The sequence below is a fragment of the Trichocoleus sp. DQ-U1 genome (assembly GCF_039961925.1).
GTDB lineage: Bacteria > Cyanobacteriota > Cyanobacteriia > Cyanobacteriales > FACHB-T130 > FACHB-T130.
In genome coordinates, this window is sequence record NZ_JAMPKB010000019.1 from 56,781 (window position 1) to 72,729 (window position 15,949).

Annotated in this window: 12 protein-coding genes; 4 read left to right on the plus strand and 8 right to left on the minus strand. The window is 46.3% G+C overall.

Annotated elements, in window-relative coordinates; translation table 11 throughout:
* Position 1: 1 nt before the first annotated feature.
* Both NDI34_RS10555 and NDI34_RS10560 read left to right on the plus strand, forming a co-directional pair.
* Positions 2 to 1,546, plus strand: coding sequence for a sugar ABC transporter ATP-binding protein (locus NDI34_RS10555; protein WP_190527183.1), 1,545 nt, complete (start codon positions 2 to 4; stop codon positions 1,544 to 1,546).
* Positions 1,543 to 2,547: a ribose ABC transporter permease gene (locus tag NDI34_RS10560; protein ID WP_348232625.1), complete on the plus strand. Its 1,005-nt coding sequence runs from the start codon at positions 1,543 to 1,545 to the stop codon at positions 2,545 to 2,547. The genes NDI34_RS10555 and NDI34_RS10560 overlap by 4 nt, the downstream gene beginning before the upstream one ends.
* Positions 2,548 to 2,665: 118 nt before the next feature.
* Here the strand turns inward: NDI34_RS10560 and NDI34_RS10565 are convergent, their stop codons facing one another.
* The 3 genes from NDI34_RS10565 to cysS form a co-directional block, all read right to left on the minus strand.
* Positions 2,666 to 3,766 (minus strand): hypothetical protein, encoded by a 1,101-nt coding sequence (locus NDI34_RS10565; protein WP_348232626.1) that lies wholly within the window; start codon positions 3,764 to 3,766, stop codon positions 2,666 to 2,668.
* Between the two features lie 552 nt (positions 3,767 to 4,318).
* The gene (locus NDI34_RS10570; RefSeq protein ID WP_348232627.1) at positions 4,319 to 5,857 is read right to left on the minus strand and encodes an ATP-binding protein; all 1,539 of its coding nucleotides are present in this window, start codon (positions 5,855 to 5,857) and stop codon (positions 4,319 to 4,321) included.
* Between the two features lie 442 nt (positions 5,858 to 6,299).
* Positions 6,300 to 7,781, minus strand: a complete 1,482-nt coding sequence (gene cysS, locus NDI34_RS10575) for a cysteine--tRNA ligase (protein ID WP_348232628.1) — start codon at positions 7,779 to 7,781, stop codon at positions 6,300 to 6,302.
* 547 nt (positions 7,782 to 8,328) lie between these two features.
* Between cysS and NDI34_RS10580 the strand changes: the two genes are divergently transcribed.
* A complete protein-coding gene (locus NDI34_RS10580) occupies positions 8,329 to 9,468 on the plus strand; it encodes a GTP-binding protein (RefSeq protein ID WP_190533920.1) in 1,140 nt (379 codons plus the stop codon).
* 126 nt (positions 9,469 to 9,594) lie between these two features.
* The gene (dtd, locus tag NDI34_RS10585) at positions 9,595 to 10,050 is read left to right on the plus strand and encodes a D-aminoacyl-tRNA deacylase (protein ID WP_190410019.1); all 456 of its coding nucleotides are present in this window, start codon (positions 9,595 to 9,597) and stop codon (positions 10,048 to 10,050) included.
* 76 nt (positions 10,051 to 10,126) lie between these two features.
* On the opposite strand, the gene NDI34_RS10590 is transcribed toward dtd, so the two are convergent.
* The 5 genes from NDI34_RS10590 to NDI34_RS10610 all read right to left on the minus strand — a co-directional run bounded on the left by NDI34_RS10590 (position 10,127) and on the right by NDI34_RS10610 (position 15,750).
* Positions 10,127 to 11,485, minus strand: a complete 1,359-nt coding sequence (locus NDI34_RS10590; protein ID WP_190533917.1) for a DUF2330 domain-containing protein — start codon at positions 11,483 to 11,485, stop codon at positions 10,127 to 10,129.
* 29 nt (positions 11,486 to 11,514) lie between these two features.
* Complete coding sequence (locus tag NDI34_RS10595) at positions 11,515 to 12,441, minus strand: RnfABCDGE type electron transport complex subunit D (protein WP_190410021.1); 927 nt, start codon at positions 12,439 to 12,441, stop codon at positions 11,515 to 11,517.
* Between the two features lie 486 nt (positions 12,442 to 12,927).
* A complete protein-coding gene (gene radC / locus NDI34_RS10600) occupies positions 12,928 to 13,659 on the minus strand; it encodes a DNA repair protein RadC (RefSeq protein WP_190430057.1) in 732 nt (243 codons plus the stop codon).
* A 135-nt stretch (positions 13,660 to 13,794) separates the two neighbouring features.
* Entirely contained in the window at positions 13,795 to 14,745 is a 951-nt protein-coding gene (locus tag NDI34_RS10605) for a phosphoribulokinase (RefSeq protein WP_348232629.1), read from the minus strand.
* Positions 14,746 to 15,171: 426 nt separating this feature from the next.
* Entirely contained in the window at positions 15,172 to 15,750 is a 579-nt protein-coding gene (locus NDI34_RS10610; protein WP_348232630.1) for a Uma2 family endonuclease, read from the minus strand.
* Positions 15,751 to 15,949 lie beyond the last annotated feature (199 nt).

The window sequence follows — 15,949 nt, forward strand, 5'->3', positions numbered from 1 at the left end:
GATGGCAAGTAGCACTCAACCCTCAATAAAAACTAAACCCGTACTCGAAATGCAAGGAATTACAAAAACCTTTAATGGTTTCACCGCCTTGCATGATGTAAATCTCACTATTTATCCTGGGGAAGTTCATGCCCTTATGGGTGAAAATGGTGCAGGCAAGAGTACGCTGATGAAAATCCTGGCTGGAGCCTATATAGCCGATGCAGGGGAAATCAGAATTGACGGTCAAGCTGTTAAGATGACAGACCCAGGTCAAGCCAGAGATTTGGGTATAGCCATTATTTATCAAGAGCTTAATCTCGCCCCAAATCTGACCGTGGCTGAAAACATTTTTATGGGGAGTGAGCTTAAGAAAGGAGGCACCTTCATTGACCGAGACGGAATGCGGCATCAAGCATCTGAGGTATTGAGAAACCTCGACGCGAGTTTTGATGCGGGCGACCTGGTTTCAACCCTTTCCATTGCAGAACAGCAGCAAGTTGAAATTGCTAGGGCGCTCAAACACAAGAGCCGCATTCTAGTAATGGATGAGCCGACAGCAGCGCTTTCAGACCGAGAGACAGAGAAACTTTTCGAGGTTGTTCGCCGCTTGCGGAATGAAGGGATTGCGATTATTTACATTAGCCATCGGATGGAAGAGATTTATGCGCTTGCTGACCGCGTTAGCGTGATTCGAGATGGCGGGTATATAGGCTCTCTGGAGAGGAGTGAAATTTCCGCCCCTCGCTTAGTAGAAATGATGGTGGGTCGTTCTTTACAGGATTTATACGAACATAAGCGTCAAACCCATCCTGGCTCAGTAGTCCTTGAGGTAAAGAATTTAAGTGATGGGCGCAAGGTAAAATCTGCGAGTTTTAAACTGCATGCTGGGGAAATTGTTGGTTTAGCAGGCTTGGTTGGCGCAGGCAGAACTGAAATTGCTCGTCTTATTTTTGGTGCTGACCGAAAGGCTAGCGGTGAAATAAAGCTGGAAGGTCGTTCTCTCAATATCTCGACACCCGATGATGCAATTAAAGCGGGAATTGCCTATGTCCCAGAAGATCGTAAGGATCTCGGTCTATTTCTGGAGATAAGTTCTGGTGAAAATATCACTATGAATGTTCTTGGACGAGAGGCAACCTCTGGCATCATCAACTCAAAATCCCTTTTTAAAATTGTGGCTGATGCCGTTAGCAACTTAGGGATTCGTCTTGCCAGCCCAAGCATCAGGGCAATGGATTTATCTGGGGGAAATCAGCAGAAGTTATTGCTAGCCCGTTGGTTGGCAATTAATCCCAAGGTACTTTTGCTCGATGAACCTACGCGCGGCGTTGACATCGGCGCGAAAAGCGAAATTTATCGAATTATTAGCGATCTGGCAGCAAAAGGTGTAGCCATTTTGATGATTTCCAGCGAACTGCCGGAAATCGTGGGAATGAGCGATCGCGTCTTGGTGATGCGTGCGGGAAGCCTGGTTGGTGAAGTAGGCGGCTCAACTGGGGAAGCAATTACACAAGAGAACATCATGGGTTATGCCACAGGGGCAAGAGAGGTAGCAAAATCATGAGTCAAACAGAAGTAAGAACCACCAGAAATGAAACGAGCGATCGCTCTAAAGCGAGTAATCGTCAAGCTTGGAAAAATTTCATTCAGGTTGCTGGTATCCTACCGATTTTGGTTGCAATCTGTATAATTTTTTCAATTGTTACGCCAAGCTTTCTTTCGCCCGGAAATCTGATTAATGTCATTCGGCAAGCATCGATCAATATCGTGCTAGCGACCGGGATGACATTTGTCATTTTAACCGGAGGAATTGACCTTTCTGTGGGGTCAATTTTGGGCGTGACAGCAGTTGTCGGGGTGCTTGTCTCGTTGATCCCAGGTCTTGGTTTACTTGCCATACCAGCCGCCCTATTAGCGGGATTAGGGTTAGGCTTACTAAATGGGTCGTTGATTGCCTATTTAGGTTTGCCACCTTTTATCGTCACGCTTGGTTCTTATACGGCTTTGCGGGGTGTTGCTTACTTAGTTGCTAATGGCACGACCGTTCTAAATCGAAATCTAAATTTTGCTTGGATAGGCAACAATTATCTTGGTCCCATTCCCTGGCTAGTTGTGATTGCTTTGCTTGCCGTTGTAGCGAGTTGGTTTGTCTTAAGACGGACAGTATTGGGAAGGCATATTTACGCCGTAGGCGGTAACATACGGGCAGCACGACTAACAGGAATTAAGGTGAGTCGGGTGCTGTTATTTGTTTATGGTGTGAGTGGGTTGCTTTCCGGTTTAGGCGGAGTGATGAGCGCCTCGCGTCTCTACAGTGCGACGGGTATGTTAGGTCAAGGCTACGAACTTGATGCGATCGCTGCCGTCATTTTAGGAGGAACCAGCTTCACGGGTGGCATTGGCACCATCTGGGGGACTTTACTGGGTGCTTTAATTATTGCCCTCCTCAACAATGGGTTAACCCTGATGAACGTGTCATTTTTCTGGCAGTTAGTTGTTAAAGGTCTTGTGATCATTATTGCCGTGACGATTGACAAACTTCGCACCCGCACTAGCGCTGCGTAAGTATTGAGCTTCCGATGACAGACTGGTAGGAAGCGATCGCACGTCAGGCAGAATAGATCTAAAAAACAGGGAGTCGCGATCGCGACTCCCTGTTTGCAGATCCTCACCGAAGATTTAACTAACGACTGCGTTGAAGATAGCTTTCTACATTGCTAATCGCTCGTGTCGCATACGAATCCCCAGGACGTAGATTAAGCGCCCTTCTAAAGTTAATCAAAGCAGTTTGGTAATCTCTTTGTTGGGTTGCAGCGTACCCAAGTCTCATGTACTGAGTATAATTCCCCTGCCGACCACTCCGTTGCGTAGCCCCTGGAGTATTACCTGCGGGATTCTGTTGGGTAGTGCCCGTTCCTGCTGGATTTTGTTGCCCAGTCCCAGTTCCGGCTGGATTCTGCTGAGTTGCACCCGCACCAGATGGAGTTTGTTGCCCAGCCCCAGTTCCGGCTGGATTCTGCTGAGTTGTACCAGTTCCCGCACCTGCTGGAGTTTGTTGCCCAGTACCTGTACCTGTACCTGCCGGATTCTGCTGAGTTGTACCAGTTCCCGCACCTGCTGGAGTTTGTTGTCCAGTACCTGTACCGGCTGGATTTTGCTGAATTGTACCAGTTCCCGCGCCTGCTGGAGTTTGTTGCCCAGTACCTGTACCTGTACCTGTGGGATTTTGTTGAATTGTACCCGCGCCTGCTGGAGTTTGTTGCCCAGCGCCAGTTCCGGCTGGATTTTGTTGAGTTGTACCAGTTCCCGTGCCTGCTGGAGTTTGCTGGGTAGTACCCGCACCTGCTGGAGTTTGTTGCCCAGTGCCAGTTCCTGCTGGAGTTTGCTGAGTTGTACCAGTGCCAGTTCCTGCTGGAGTTTGCTGAGTAGTGCCCGCACCTGCCGGATTCTGTTGCACAACTCCTGGGCTAATTACCTCATAGTTAGGTTGCCCAGTACGAGTACCGGCAGGAGTTTGTTGGTTAGTACCCGTACCCGTACCAGCAGGAGTTTGTTGGTTAGTACCCGTACCCGTACCAGCGGGAGTTTGTTGGTTAGCACCAGCGCCAGATGGATTTGTTTGTGTCCCACCTGGAGTACTCTGAGCTAATAATTGTTGGCTTCTCGTACTAGAGTTGGAATTGATGAGGGCTAATGCTGGAAAACTGAGGAAAACACTAGCGCCAGCAACGCTCATCAAGCTAACAAGCTTTTTAACCGAATGTTTCTGATTTTGCGTACTCATGGGAATATCCTGAACTTAGGCTAAAAAATACTGACTTTGGCAACTTTCTTGCCAAAAGCGAACAAATGTTGGTTGTAAAAAAATTGACCTTCAATCAGTTACGTCAGTTAGCAGCCTAAAGACATATTTCTTGAAACTCTTTGTTAAAACCCTACCTCTATTATTTTCTTGGCTCGTCTATCTAAAGAGTTGTACTAATGTTAAATTAATCTGCCTAATTAGGTAGTAATATCCAATCTGATTGATTACTCGCAATTTCCCCAAATCCAAAGCAAGTCTAAGTCTTTGGCACTATCTCTCCTCCCTGAAATGTGGGTAGATAGAGGAAGCGGTTTCCTCTTGCGGGAAATCTACCAGATTTGAAATGAGGCAGCTAACAGAAATCCACTGTACCTATACTTTGATATCGCAAGCCTGAATGATTCGTGAAGGCGAGATCCCCGACTTCGAGAAAGAAGTTGGGGATCTGAACTACTAGCATCCACACTCAAATAGGATTGCCATAACAATTGAGTTAAAAAGGTTTAGAAAAAGACAAGCAGCAATTTTGGCTCAGGCGCACTGAGACAGAGTAGCGGATGAATTGTACTGCTGAATCGGAATCGCGATCGCAAACTCTGTTCCTTTACCCGTTTCGGAAATATAGGTCAATTGACCGCTGTGTTTTTCTACCACGATTTGATAACTAATTGACAACCCTAAGCCAGTTCCTTTGCCGATAGGTTTAGTCGTAAAGAAAGGATCGAATAGTCGTTGCTGTACCTCCGAGGTCATCCCAATGCCGTTGTCTGCAATCCGAATTACAACTTGATTGTTATCTCCGACTTCCGTGCGAATCCGAATTATCGGTGATGGGTAATGGGTATTTCCTTGTCTGTGACTAATTTCCTTTTCTAGTGCCTCAATTGCATTGCAGAAGATATTCATGAATGCTTGGTTGAGTTGCCCAGCATTGCATTCTACAAAAGGAAGGTCGCCATAGTCTTTTTGAACCACAATATCAGGGCGTATACCTCTGCCTTTGAGCCGATTTTGTAGAAACAGGAGCGTGTTGTCGATGCCTTCGTGAATATTGACACACTTCACTTCTGCTTCGTCGAGCCGAGAGAAGTTCCGCAGGGAAAGAACAATCTCAGAGATCCGTTCTGCACCTACCTGCATTGAAGATAGAAGTTTCGGCAAATCTGACCTCAGAAAATCCAGGTCAATGTCTTCCATTTCTGCTTGTATCTCTGGCACTGGCTGAGGATAGTGCTGGATAAACAGGTGCAGCAAGTGCAGCAAGTCGTAGGCATACTCGCTGGCATGGGTGAGATTGCCGTAAATAAAGCTGACAGAGTTATTAATTTCGTGGGCGATACCGGCAACGATTTGTCCCAACCCAGACATTTTTTCGGTCTGAATCAGTTGAGCTTGAGTACGCTGGAGTTCATGCAGGGTTTGCTCCAACTGGGTTGTTTTCTCTCTGGATTGAACTTCTGATTGCCGCAGTGCTTCTGCTGCCTGTTGATGAATCTGCGATTGAGCAATGAGTAACTGATGTACGTCTAAGAGTCTGCAAATTCCCGATTGCAGTTGTACGACAATCGGTTCGTAAATGAGTTCGGGCGATCGCTTTAAGGACTGCTGTACAGTCTCGACAATGGAACTGTTGCGATCGCATACTAAAATCTCACATTGGGCAATGCTGTAGAGTGCCTTCAGAGAGGGCGGGGAAGATAACTCTAAGCTGTAGAGACGGCGCATAGATTCAAAGAAGCGCCGTCGCGAAATCATTCCGACGAAATTACCTTGTTCGGTAATAATCATGCCAGGAAGCAATGGGTTCGCTTCAAAAATCTGGATTGCTTCCTCTACGGCACGTTCCGACTCGATACTAGCGTCGTAGAGCGTTAATTCTTCTAGCGTCGAATCTAAATGTAGGGGTGACGGTTGGGAAGTCGCCTCTTTTTGGCTTTGTTCAAAATCCTCAGTCCGGGTTACTGATGCTTGCTCAATCCATGCCCAGGGCGTTACTTGTTGTTGAGTCCTGCTTAGCATTTCTTGTGAGTAGTCCGTCCAGTGAGAAGTGTCTTCTGGAATTTTGTGCATCAGTCCCATCGCACCTCTGTTAATGCCCTGATTCAGTATGGCTACTATCAAGCTTTTGAAAAAGCTGCGTAGTGCTACCGATCTCTACACGTTTGCGATCGCTTAATCCGGAAACAGCGATCGCGATCGCTTACGTAAATTTACGTGTTGTTCGATACACTATACGGAAACTTTAAACGCAAAGCCTCTACCACGGGTGTGAATTAGCACTCTTCTTTTGTGTAGATGCCATTTTGTAGGCTTTTAGCCACTCTCCTAATCAAGCAATCAGCCAAGGTAGCCAAATTGCTAAACTCAAAAGCGTTATAAACAGCGCTGGCAAAGTCAGGATGAGACTCAGATGACGAGAGTGAGGGTGAGAAAGAAGAAAGCGATCGCTCCTGCTGAAAATCCTGACAAGGCGATCGCTGGTGCAGCATAGGTAGTTGCCGCAATGCTCATCTTAGTTACGATGCCATCGCGTACCATCCGGGCTATCAATTAAAGTAATGCCCTTGGCTTGTAGCTCGTTGCGAATGCGATCGCTTTCAGCAAAATTTTTCGCAATCCTGGCTTCCTGGCGCTGCTGAATCATCGCCTCAATGTCTGCATCGCTGAAACCACCAGAAGCGGCAGTTTCAACCTGTAGCTTTGCGATCTCGTCAGCACTTACTTCCAAGCCCAACACACTTGACAAATCAACCAAATTATGCCAGAAAATTTCTAATTGTTCGGGTGGGATCTCAGTTTTACCCTGATGAACGAGGATATTTCCCTGCTTGCCTAACTCTTTGGCAAGTTCAAACAATATGGTTAACCCGCCAGGAAAATTCAAGTCATCATCCACTTCTGCCTGAAATCTTTCCACAGCGTTGTCATGTCCCCCCTCGCTGACGGGGAGATTAGCGGGGTTTCCCGTCCAACTCAGTTGGGAACCGTACTTATATCCAAACAACAGACCTTCTTTTAGCGTATTCCAACCGTTTGTCGCCGCTTGTATTGCTTCATCGGTAAAATCAATCGGCTTGCGATATTGGGCTGTAAGAACAAATAGCCGTACCGCCATCGGATCGACCCCTCGATCGAGTAACTCACGGATGGTGATAAAGTTGCCCAGAGACTTAGACATCTTCTCCCCATTTACCGTCACCATCCCGTTATGCAGCCAGTAGTTCGCTAACGGCTTGCCAGTCACTGCTTCCGATTGGGCAATTTCGTTCTCGTGGTGAGGGAAAATTAAGTCAGCACCGCCAGCGTGGATGTCGATTGTATCGCCCAAGCGATCGCGCACCATTGCCGAACATTCAATGTGCCACCCCGGACGACCCGCACCCCAAGATGATTCCCAGGCGGGTTCCCCCGGTTTTGCCGCCTTCCACAGCGCAAAATCAAACGGATCTCTTTTCTTGGACGCTTCCAGGTCTTCCACCTCCACCCGGTTACTCGCGCCCGCTTGCATATCTTCTAACTTGCGTCCCGACAGCTTACCGTACTCCGGAAATTGACGCACCGCATAGTAAACATCACCCCCAGCGGGATAGGCAAAATTTTTCTGTTCCAACTCGTGAATCAGCCGCTGAATCCCATTGATCGTGTGTGTAGCACGCGGATATTCATCGGCTTCTTTGATATTCAGCCGCGCCATATCCTCAAAATAAGCTTGGATGTAGCGTTCGGCGACTTCTTCCATTGACGAACCTTCAAGACGCGCCCGGTTGAGGATTTTGTCATCAATATCGGTAAAATTCTGCACATAGCGCACGTCGTAGCCGACAAATTGCAGATAACGGCGCGTCACATCCCAGACGATGCAAGCTCTTGCATGACCCAAGTGGCAATAGTCATACACCGTCACGCCGCAGTAGTACATCCCGGCTTTACCGGGTTCAACGGGTTCAAAGGCTTCCTTGCGACGAGTGAGGGTGTTGTAGAGTGTTAGGGCCATTCCTAGAACTTAAGAAATAAAGTGCATCTGTATCAGTATTTTAAATTCCCTGGTCAGCAAGCCATCCACTCATCCGAATTAAAATTTTACTTTGTCGCTAATTAAGTCTCAAAAAGTAGGTGCTTAAGAGAGTAACTAGGGAGCAATGCGGCTTCAACACAACATCATGCGCTTCAACATCGACTTAACGCGATAGCGTTAGCGAAGCGAGGCGTTAGCCTAGCGCTGACTTGTCAGTTCGCATCCGCTAACACTAACGCTAACAACATTGCTTTACTGATCGAAATTCGCTTCAAGATGAAAAATGCTTAGGCGATGCGAAAAGGATTGGAGAATGCCTTCTTCGGAGTTAGGTAAGCTGGAGGGAGAGAGCGATCGCTCTGTTAGCGCGTATGCGAAGCTGTTCGCTTGCTATAAAGTAAAAGGTTGGATCTCCATTTCAAGCCATCATCGGGATCTAAACCTACACTCCGCTTAGCGCTTAGCTCCTACAGTAATTTACGTATAGCTCTATCAACGTTTTTTGAGAAAATCTGAAAGTCGCACTATGCAACCAGCCACCACTCCCAGTCAATCTCCAGAGATAGATGCCCCCAAGCACGGCTTACCCGTGACGATCATTACAGGTTTCCTTGGCAGTGGCAAAACCACCCTCCTCAATCACATCTTGAGCAATCAGCAAGGCGTCAAAACCGCTGTTCTGGTTAATGAATTTGGTGAGATCGGCATTGATAATGAGCTGATTGTCACCACCGGCGAGGACATGGTGGAGTTAAGTAACGGTTGTATCTGCTGCACCATTAATAACGATCTCGTCGAAGCAGTCTACAAAGTTCTGGAACGCGAAGAAAAGGTCGATTATCTGGTAGTCGAGACAACCGGACTCGCAGATCCCCTGCCAGTGGCACTTACCTTTTTAGGTACAGAACTGCGAGACATGACTCGTCTAGATTCCATCATTACGGTGGTAGATTCGGAAAACTTCAGTCTCGATTTATTCAACAGCGAAGCCGCCGCCAGCCAGATCGCATACGGTGATATCATCCTGCTCAACAAGGCAGACTTGGTGGATGAAGCCGACTTAGACTCCTTAGAAGTCAGAATTCGGGATATGAAAGGCGGTGCCCGGATTATGCGAACCACCAAAGGACAGGTGCCGCTACCGTTACTCCTCAGCGTCGGTTTATTTGAGACTGACAAATATTTCCAAAACGAAGAGGCAGAAAAGGGTCACGACCATCACCACCACGACCACGGTCATGACCACGATCATCACGATCATCACGACGATCATAGTAGTTGCGATCACGATCATGGCGTTTGCACTCACGACCATCACGACCACGATCATCATTCCCACCACTTGGAAAATGACGGGTTTACCTCGATTTCCTTTGAAAGCGACAAGCCTTTTGCGATCAAGAAATTTCAAAATTTCCTAGATAATCAGCTGCCCTCGACCGTCTTCCGTGCCAAAGGGATTCTTTGGTTTGATGAAAGTCCTCGGCGTCATATCTTCCACTTGTGCGGCAAGCGCTTCTCCATCGATGATGAAGACTGGGCAGGAAAACCAAAAAACCAGTTGGTACTGATTGGTCAGGATTTAGATAAAGAGACCCTGCAACAACAAATCAAAAGTTGTGTTTGTCTGCCTTCTACTTCTCGCGGTAAAGGCTTTGGGAAATAGTTTTTAGGAATTAGCTAATTGCTAAATTCCTAATCGCTTTTCTCAGTTAGGTCAAATAGATTGCGGCTCTAATTTTTGGTCGGGGCATGGCATTGTCATGTCCCGACAGGTGTATCGAAGCTAATTATGCGCGTTGTCATTCAGCGAGTTAAATCCTCACAAGTTGAAGTTTCAGATCGAGTAATCGGCAAAATTGGGCGCGGACTTAATTTACTCGTAGGCATTGCCGAAACAGATACCGAAGCTGAACTGGAGTGGATGGCTCGTAAATGTCTAGAATTGCGCTTATTTCCAGATGAGCAAAATGGTAGCGGGCGTTGGGAGAAATCCGTTCTAGAAATTGGGGGCGAATTGCTGGTAGTCAGCCAATTCACCCTCTACGGAGATTGTCGTAAAGGACGCCGCCCCTCTTTTGATAAATCTGCTGCCCCTGCGATCGCTCAAAATCTTTACGAACAGTTTATCGCTAAGTTGCGCCAGAGCGGTTTGCGCGTGGAAACAGGCGAATTTGGGGCGATGATGCAGGTAGCAATTGAAAATGATGGCCCTGTTACTTTGCTGCTAGAACGAGAAGCGACTTAACTTGAATAACATTGACTCCAAAGCTGTAAATTCCCCCTTCCTTTGCAGGAAAGAGGGTTAAAATGTTAGGTCATTATTAAGGCCAGATGTTTTGCCACCAAGGTCTAGAACTGCTTTGTGCAACAGGCATTTTCTTCCGAATATCCTGAATATTCCACCCAGTCAGCTTGGCGAGAGTCTGCGCCTCTTGTTCAAATCGTTTAGTCAAAGACTGTTTATACTGTTGACCCGCTTGACACTTCACATCTCCTGTAAAGGGATGACGAAGAACATAACGACCTTGAAAACTTTGTTCATTTGATGTTTCTTGAAACACCAAATCTTCCGGGAATTTATCGCGGGTGTACCGGACGTGGAGACGGGTGATAAAAACATTATTAGAGGGAACAACGGCTCTACGGAAAGGCGCTGACTCGCGGGCATCCGAAGGATAATTATCTAGCCAAAAAACACCAGCTTTCCGCAGTTCTTCTGGATTTAAAGGTTCGGCAGAACAGGGATCGCAGTTCCCCATGTTCCAGGCATATTCCAGAAAGGCAACCTTTTTATCCTCACGAGTGTATGAAGTTTGAAACATCGATTTGTAGAAATCACCAAATTCATTTTTGACGAATACTGGAATTTCAGCATCTGAGGGGACTTTTACAGTTCGGTAATTCGTAACTTCAGCTTGTCCTTTAGGTGATAAAACGTAAACAATTAAATCCTGTTCACTGGTAGAGTTAATCATCCCTAGACGAATCGGCAACATAAATTTAGGCGATTCGTAAGCCATCTGTAGAGGTCGCAGAAATTGAGAACCGGAATTTTGAAATTCTTTAAGATTGACCTTTGCAACAAAGAATTTCATGTTTTGCCGGATATAGGGTTGCAGCAGTTGTTTTGCACCCCGTGGAATCTTATATCCGTTGCGATTTAGCCAGGTTTCTAGACCGTTTGATTCTTTTGCACTGAGAATAACAATGTCATACTCTCCCACATTGAAACGAGCTTCTACAGTGACACCCAAGCTATTGTCTTCATCCCTGCTAGCTCTTGCACCGCCTGACGTTGGTGCGGATGCTGGTGCAGGGAGCCTCTCGTACATGACCGGATTACAAGGATCTTCGTCAAAATATTCCACCAGTCGCGGCGCACTAAAAGCATCCAATCGCTCGATAATTTTAGGGTCGCCAACGTGAACCTGTTCTTTCTGAAGCACTGTCGGAACGGGGACAACCAGAGCAAAGTCTTTGACATCGCCTTGATAGTCATTCGCCATCGTTAAAATAGTGCGATCGCGATCGCGAGCAATTACTACTTGCGAGGATTTATTGTAAAGCTTTGTATCCGCTTTCGCTACATAGAATCCACAAAATCCCCAGGCTGTCGGAGCAAAGCAAATAACAGCCAGAAGCGTTATCACTAAAGTTTTACAGATCCGAAATAACTTCATTGTTACCTCTGCTAGTAATTAATAAAAACTTACACTTGTAGATACGTCTCAGATTCAGTTTCCTCAGGTTTATCAATGACTGAAGTACTGAATGTCTGTGAGGAAGTCTCCGCCCAAGAAAATCGGGGTGCTGACCAGAGAAAATCTAACAGAACGGTCATAGGTGCAAGGGCGAATAAAGCCCAGAAAACAGCAGTAGAAATAAAAAATTGATTTCGCAAGAAAAAAGTTAAGCAGCCAATAGAAACTGCCCATACTAAACGCCCACTCCTAGCGTTAGGAATAGAACGAGGATCTGTAATCATAAATAGAGCGAATAACAACAAAGAACCGCTCATCAATCGATGTAAAAATACATCCCATGTCCAGCCAAGCCAAATATTGCGAGTAGCTTCCAACAAAGCGTAGGAACCTAAAAAAGCAGCAGTTGTATCCCAACGACCAACTCGTTTTAAAATCGTGCCCCCGGTGCCTGCAAATAACAGCGCATACCACCATTCATCTCCCCATTGTCCGGGCGAAACCCAGGCATCTTTTGTCAAGATAAGCGCGGCAATAATACCAAAATTAGCAGGGTTAAAAAAATGCTTATTCCGAAAATTGAAAATAAATTTACTGAGAATTGCGAAAGAACCAGCCAAAATCATTGTGCTGTAACTATCGGCTCTTAGGAGCAAACTCAGACCTAAAGCCGTAATAAAAGCACTCCGTAATGAAAGATTGATAGGAACATTTGTTAAAACAGAATCAATTTCATTGGGACAATTATCTTGTACCGGAAGCAAATTGAATAAGTTTTGTTTAATCGATACTGCTAGCCACTGAGTCCCCAGACAAGTTACCATGACCACTAGAATTAGATCCGGTCTTAGCGTCCAGTCTCTTGTCCAAATACCTAAGAACAGGAACAAGGATAGAAACAGAATTTGATAGTCTCGGACATCTTTTAGCAGCATTGCCGATTAATAGTAAGATTAGCCGTATCTTTCTCCTGAATCTAGACGCAATAAGATGCGAACAGGGGTTCTGTTACAGAAATTGTTACAAAGATGCCGGTTAGTTAAGACGGTTTTTACCAGCGATTCAACTCCCAGACTTCTTGGATAAGCGAGGGATCTTGCCAATGCTTTTCATGAATTTTAGAAAGCTTTTCAAAAGTAGTCTATATAGAAATCTTATTTGAGTTATGAGCCAGCGATTTAGATCCCCGACTGCTTCATGAATCAGCAACTCTCACTCGTGAAATTGAGAAGCCCCCAAGATTAATGGCTATGCTTTACCTATAAGTCCAAAAACCCTGTAGGGATTTTCGCATTTGAGCGATAACTTGAGGACAAAAACGGGCAACTCGCTATCCAAAGGCTGCGCCCTTTCCCGTAGCATGACAGGGTTTTCAACAGATGTGGGTAAAGCATAGAGGTTATGGGGACGTTGTCACGACTTCAATCCCCCTGCGGATACTCCTCCCATAAGGTGGTTGTTTGCCGCAGACTCAGATAGTCACCATTGCCTAAAATCAAATGATCTAGCAGCGGAATACTTAAATATTGCGCTCCCATCAACAACTGACGGGTCAAATCAATATCTTCTTGACTGGGTTCAATGCTCCCTGACGGATGATTGTGTGCAATAATCAGCCGCGTCGCACCCTGGCGAAGGACTTCTCGGAAAATCTCGCGGGGAGGAGCCAACGTTTCAGTTGCAGTGCCAATGGTAATCACTTGAGTACCCACCAAGCGATTCTTTACATCCAACAGCACCACGGCAAATCGTTCTTGCATCTGCCACATCAACTCATGACTGAGCGCAGCAGCAGCGGCAGCAGGACTATCAATCATGGTGCTAACTCCGGGGCGAGATAGAAATGCCCGTTTTCCCAACTCAACCGCTGCTAGAATTGTGGTGGCTTTTGCTGGCCCTACACCAGGAATTTTCGTCAACTCTTGAACGCTGATATCTCGTAACATATCCAGCGGATCGCGTTGATGTTGACTTAATTCCTGTAATATGTATTGCCCAAGACCGACAGCGGAAAGTTTTCCTGCCCCTTGACCCGTGCCCAGCAAAATCGCAATTAGCTCAGCGGTTGCAAGATTTTTGGCTCCCTGCGCCATTAATCGTTCGCGAGGACGTTCGCTAAGGGGTATATCTGCAATTCTGAGGCAATAGGTCATAAATGCACCGGGAAAGACTATATCTAGTTTTCCCGATAGTGCCGTGAGAGTTGCGATCGCGCCAAGAACAAAACAATTAAGAATTAAAAATTAAAAATTGAGAAATTCAACTTTTAATTTTGCATTTTTAATTTTTTAATTCTTTACTGTGTGGATATTTGCAGCTTTGAGCATATGATAGGCAACTAGTAGCTGAGTCAGTGCCAGAGGGTAACTTTGGAGCGTTTCCCCAGTTGTCCCGACGAGAGTACCCAGATTGGGGGTGCCGTCCAAGCTACAGAAAGGCAGTAAATCGGGGATGTCGTTACACAGCATCCGCTCTAAGTCTTTGACTTGTTCGCTGGTTGCTTGACCGTCAATTTCTAGCACATCAACCGGCTTACCCATATCCCGCTCAAGTTCCAGGCGAATTGCCGGTTTGTAATTAGGACTGCTTGGGTTCAAAATCTCGGTCAAGCTTGGATGTGGAATTGTCGGTCTGAGTACCAATTGCACATTCAGGTGTGAACTGTTCTCCTCTGGCGTGTCTGTAGGTGGGTAGAAACTTACCACGATATCTGCCCATTGGCGCTGGGGACGGATGTATGCTTCTGAGTCTGGTTCGCGCTTTCTCAATTGTTCGCGAACCTGTTCTTCGTTATAGCCCCGTTTCATCGTATCTCGCTTGATCTTCCACTCAGCGCGTAGAGCTTCAGGCGGTGCTAAATAAACTTTTACATCGTGATAGTCACGGGTTTTCATGGTTGAATAACCGAGAAGCCCTTCAACAATCACAAACTTGCTCGGCTTGATATACTCAGGCGGATCGAACATCCCCGTGTCGTGGTTGTAAATCGGCTTCAGGATGGGCTGTCCGTTTTGAAGCAGGGACAGGTGTTGCTCCATGATATCCAAGTAGTTGCAGTCGGGATGCAGTGCTGAAATTCCCTTCTCTGCACGCTGAATCCGGTCGTACTTGTGATAATCGTCGGTACAGATAATGGTGACATTTTCTTCACCTAATATCTGAGCAATTCCTCGTGTTAGTGTTGTTTTCCCAGCGGCACTGTCACCAACAATGCCTAGAATAATCGGACGATGGCTCATTTTCCCTCTCGCGCAAAAGCAAGTCCTGCTGGACATTCTGAATTGTTCAATTGTAGAGGGAATAGGGATCAACTCGATCGCAAGAATGCCTGCTGTTTGGGCGTTGGTTCTCAGTGCAGGTTGCTCCCAGTGCGTTCTTTATATCGGCACCCGCCAAGTAAATTAATATAAATTAATCGCAATGCCCGATTGCGATCGCAATCTTCAGCAGCCTATAAAATTAGCTCTCCTCACCCTCAACCGATGAATTCTGACGTTCCCATGCTGGGTTAAATGCGATCGCACTATCAGGCAAAAAGCGATCGCACCCTCACTTCATGCAAAACGCGATCGCATCGTTTTAATAACCTCGCGCTGGGTGGATGTAACTCTTAAGAAGAAATACCCCAGGATGGCAATACAACAATCTGCATAATCTACTTAAAGCTATATCTCTCGGCGGAATGCTCTAATCGCTTCTCCAGCGTCAGTTTCTGCCATCAAAATGCAGCGTCTGAGCAAATCAGGATCGAGTTCGCTGAGTCCGGGTAGCTGGCTGCGCTCAATGGGTTCATAGCTGCCGTCTTGAAGATGATAAAGCTTCAGCGATCCATCTTCCCAAAACCAAACTTCTGAAACGCCCAAAGCTTTATAGCGTTCTAACTTGCTCGTGCCTCCACTGGTAAAGACAACTTCAATCGACAAATCTGGAATCGATTTCACGCTGCCGATGCAGTAAGACTCGTCTGCTTGGGCAGAGACAACGCCTTCTTTTTCCTGAGTCATTGATCGAGTTGGCTGAAAGAAAATGCCCATTTCTGCAAGAAAGGTTGTCACTAAGTAACCAATGATACTGGCAAAAATTTCATGTTCGCGTCCCGGCATAAGAATCTCGATCGTCTCGTCATAGTAAAACAGCCGCACCCCAGGAGAACCATCAAAGCCTTTCTGGATGAACTTGAACTGTTCCCAAGTTCCCTGATGAATAATGCGTTGGTCGGTTGTTTGATTCAGTAGTGGGGGCATCGCGTCCACCTCCGGCTATCCTTACCAGCAATTGTGGCATATCGTTTGCAAGCGCGATGAATCCAAGGATGAACGCATTGCTATTGATATAAATGAGCATATGCTGCTGCAAAAAATTTCCTGCTGCGTTTAGTGCAATTGAGCAATGATGTTTTCTTGTGCTAAATGCGTGAGCCGTAGCTATTTAGTAGCGAATCGC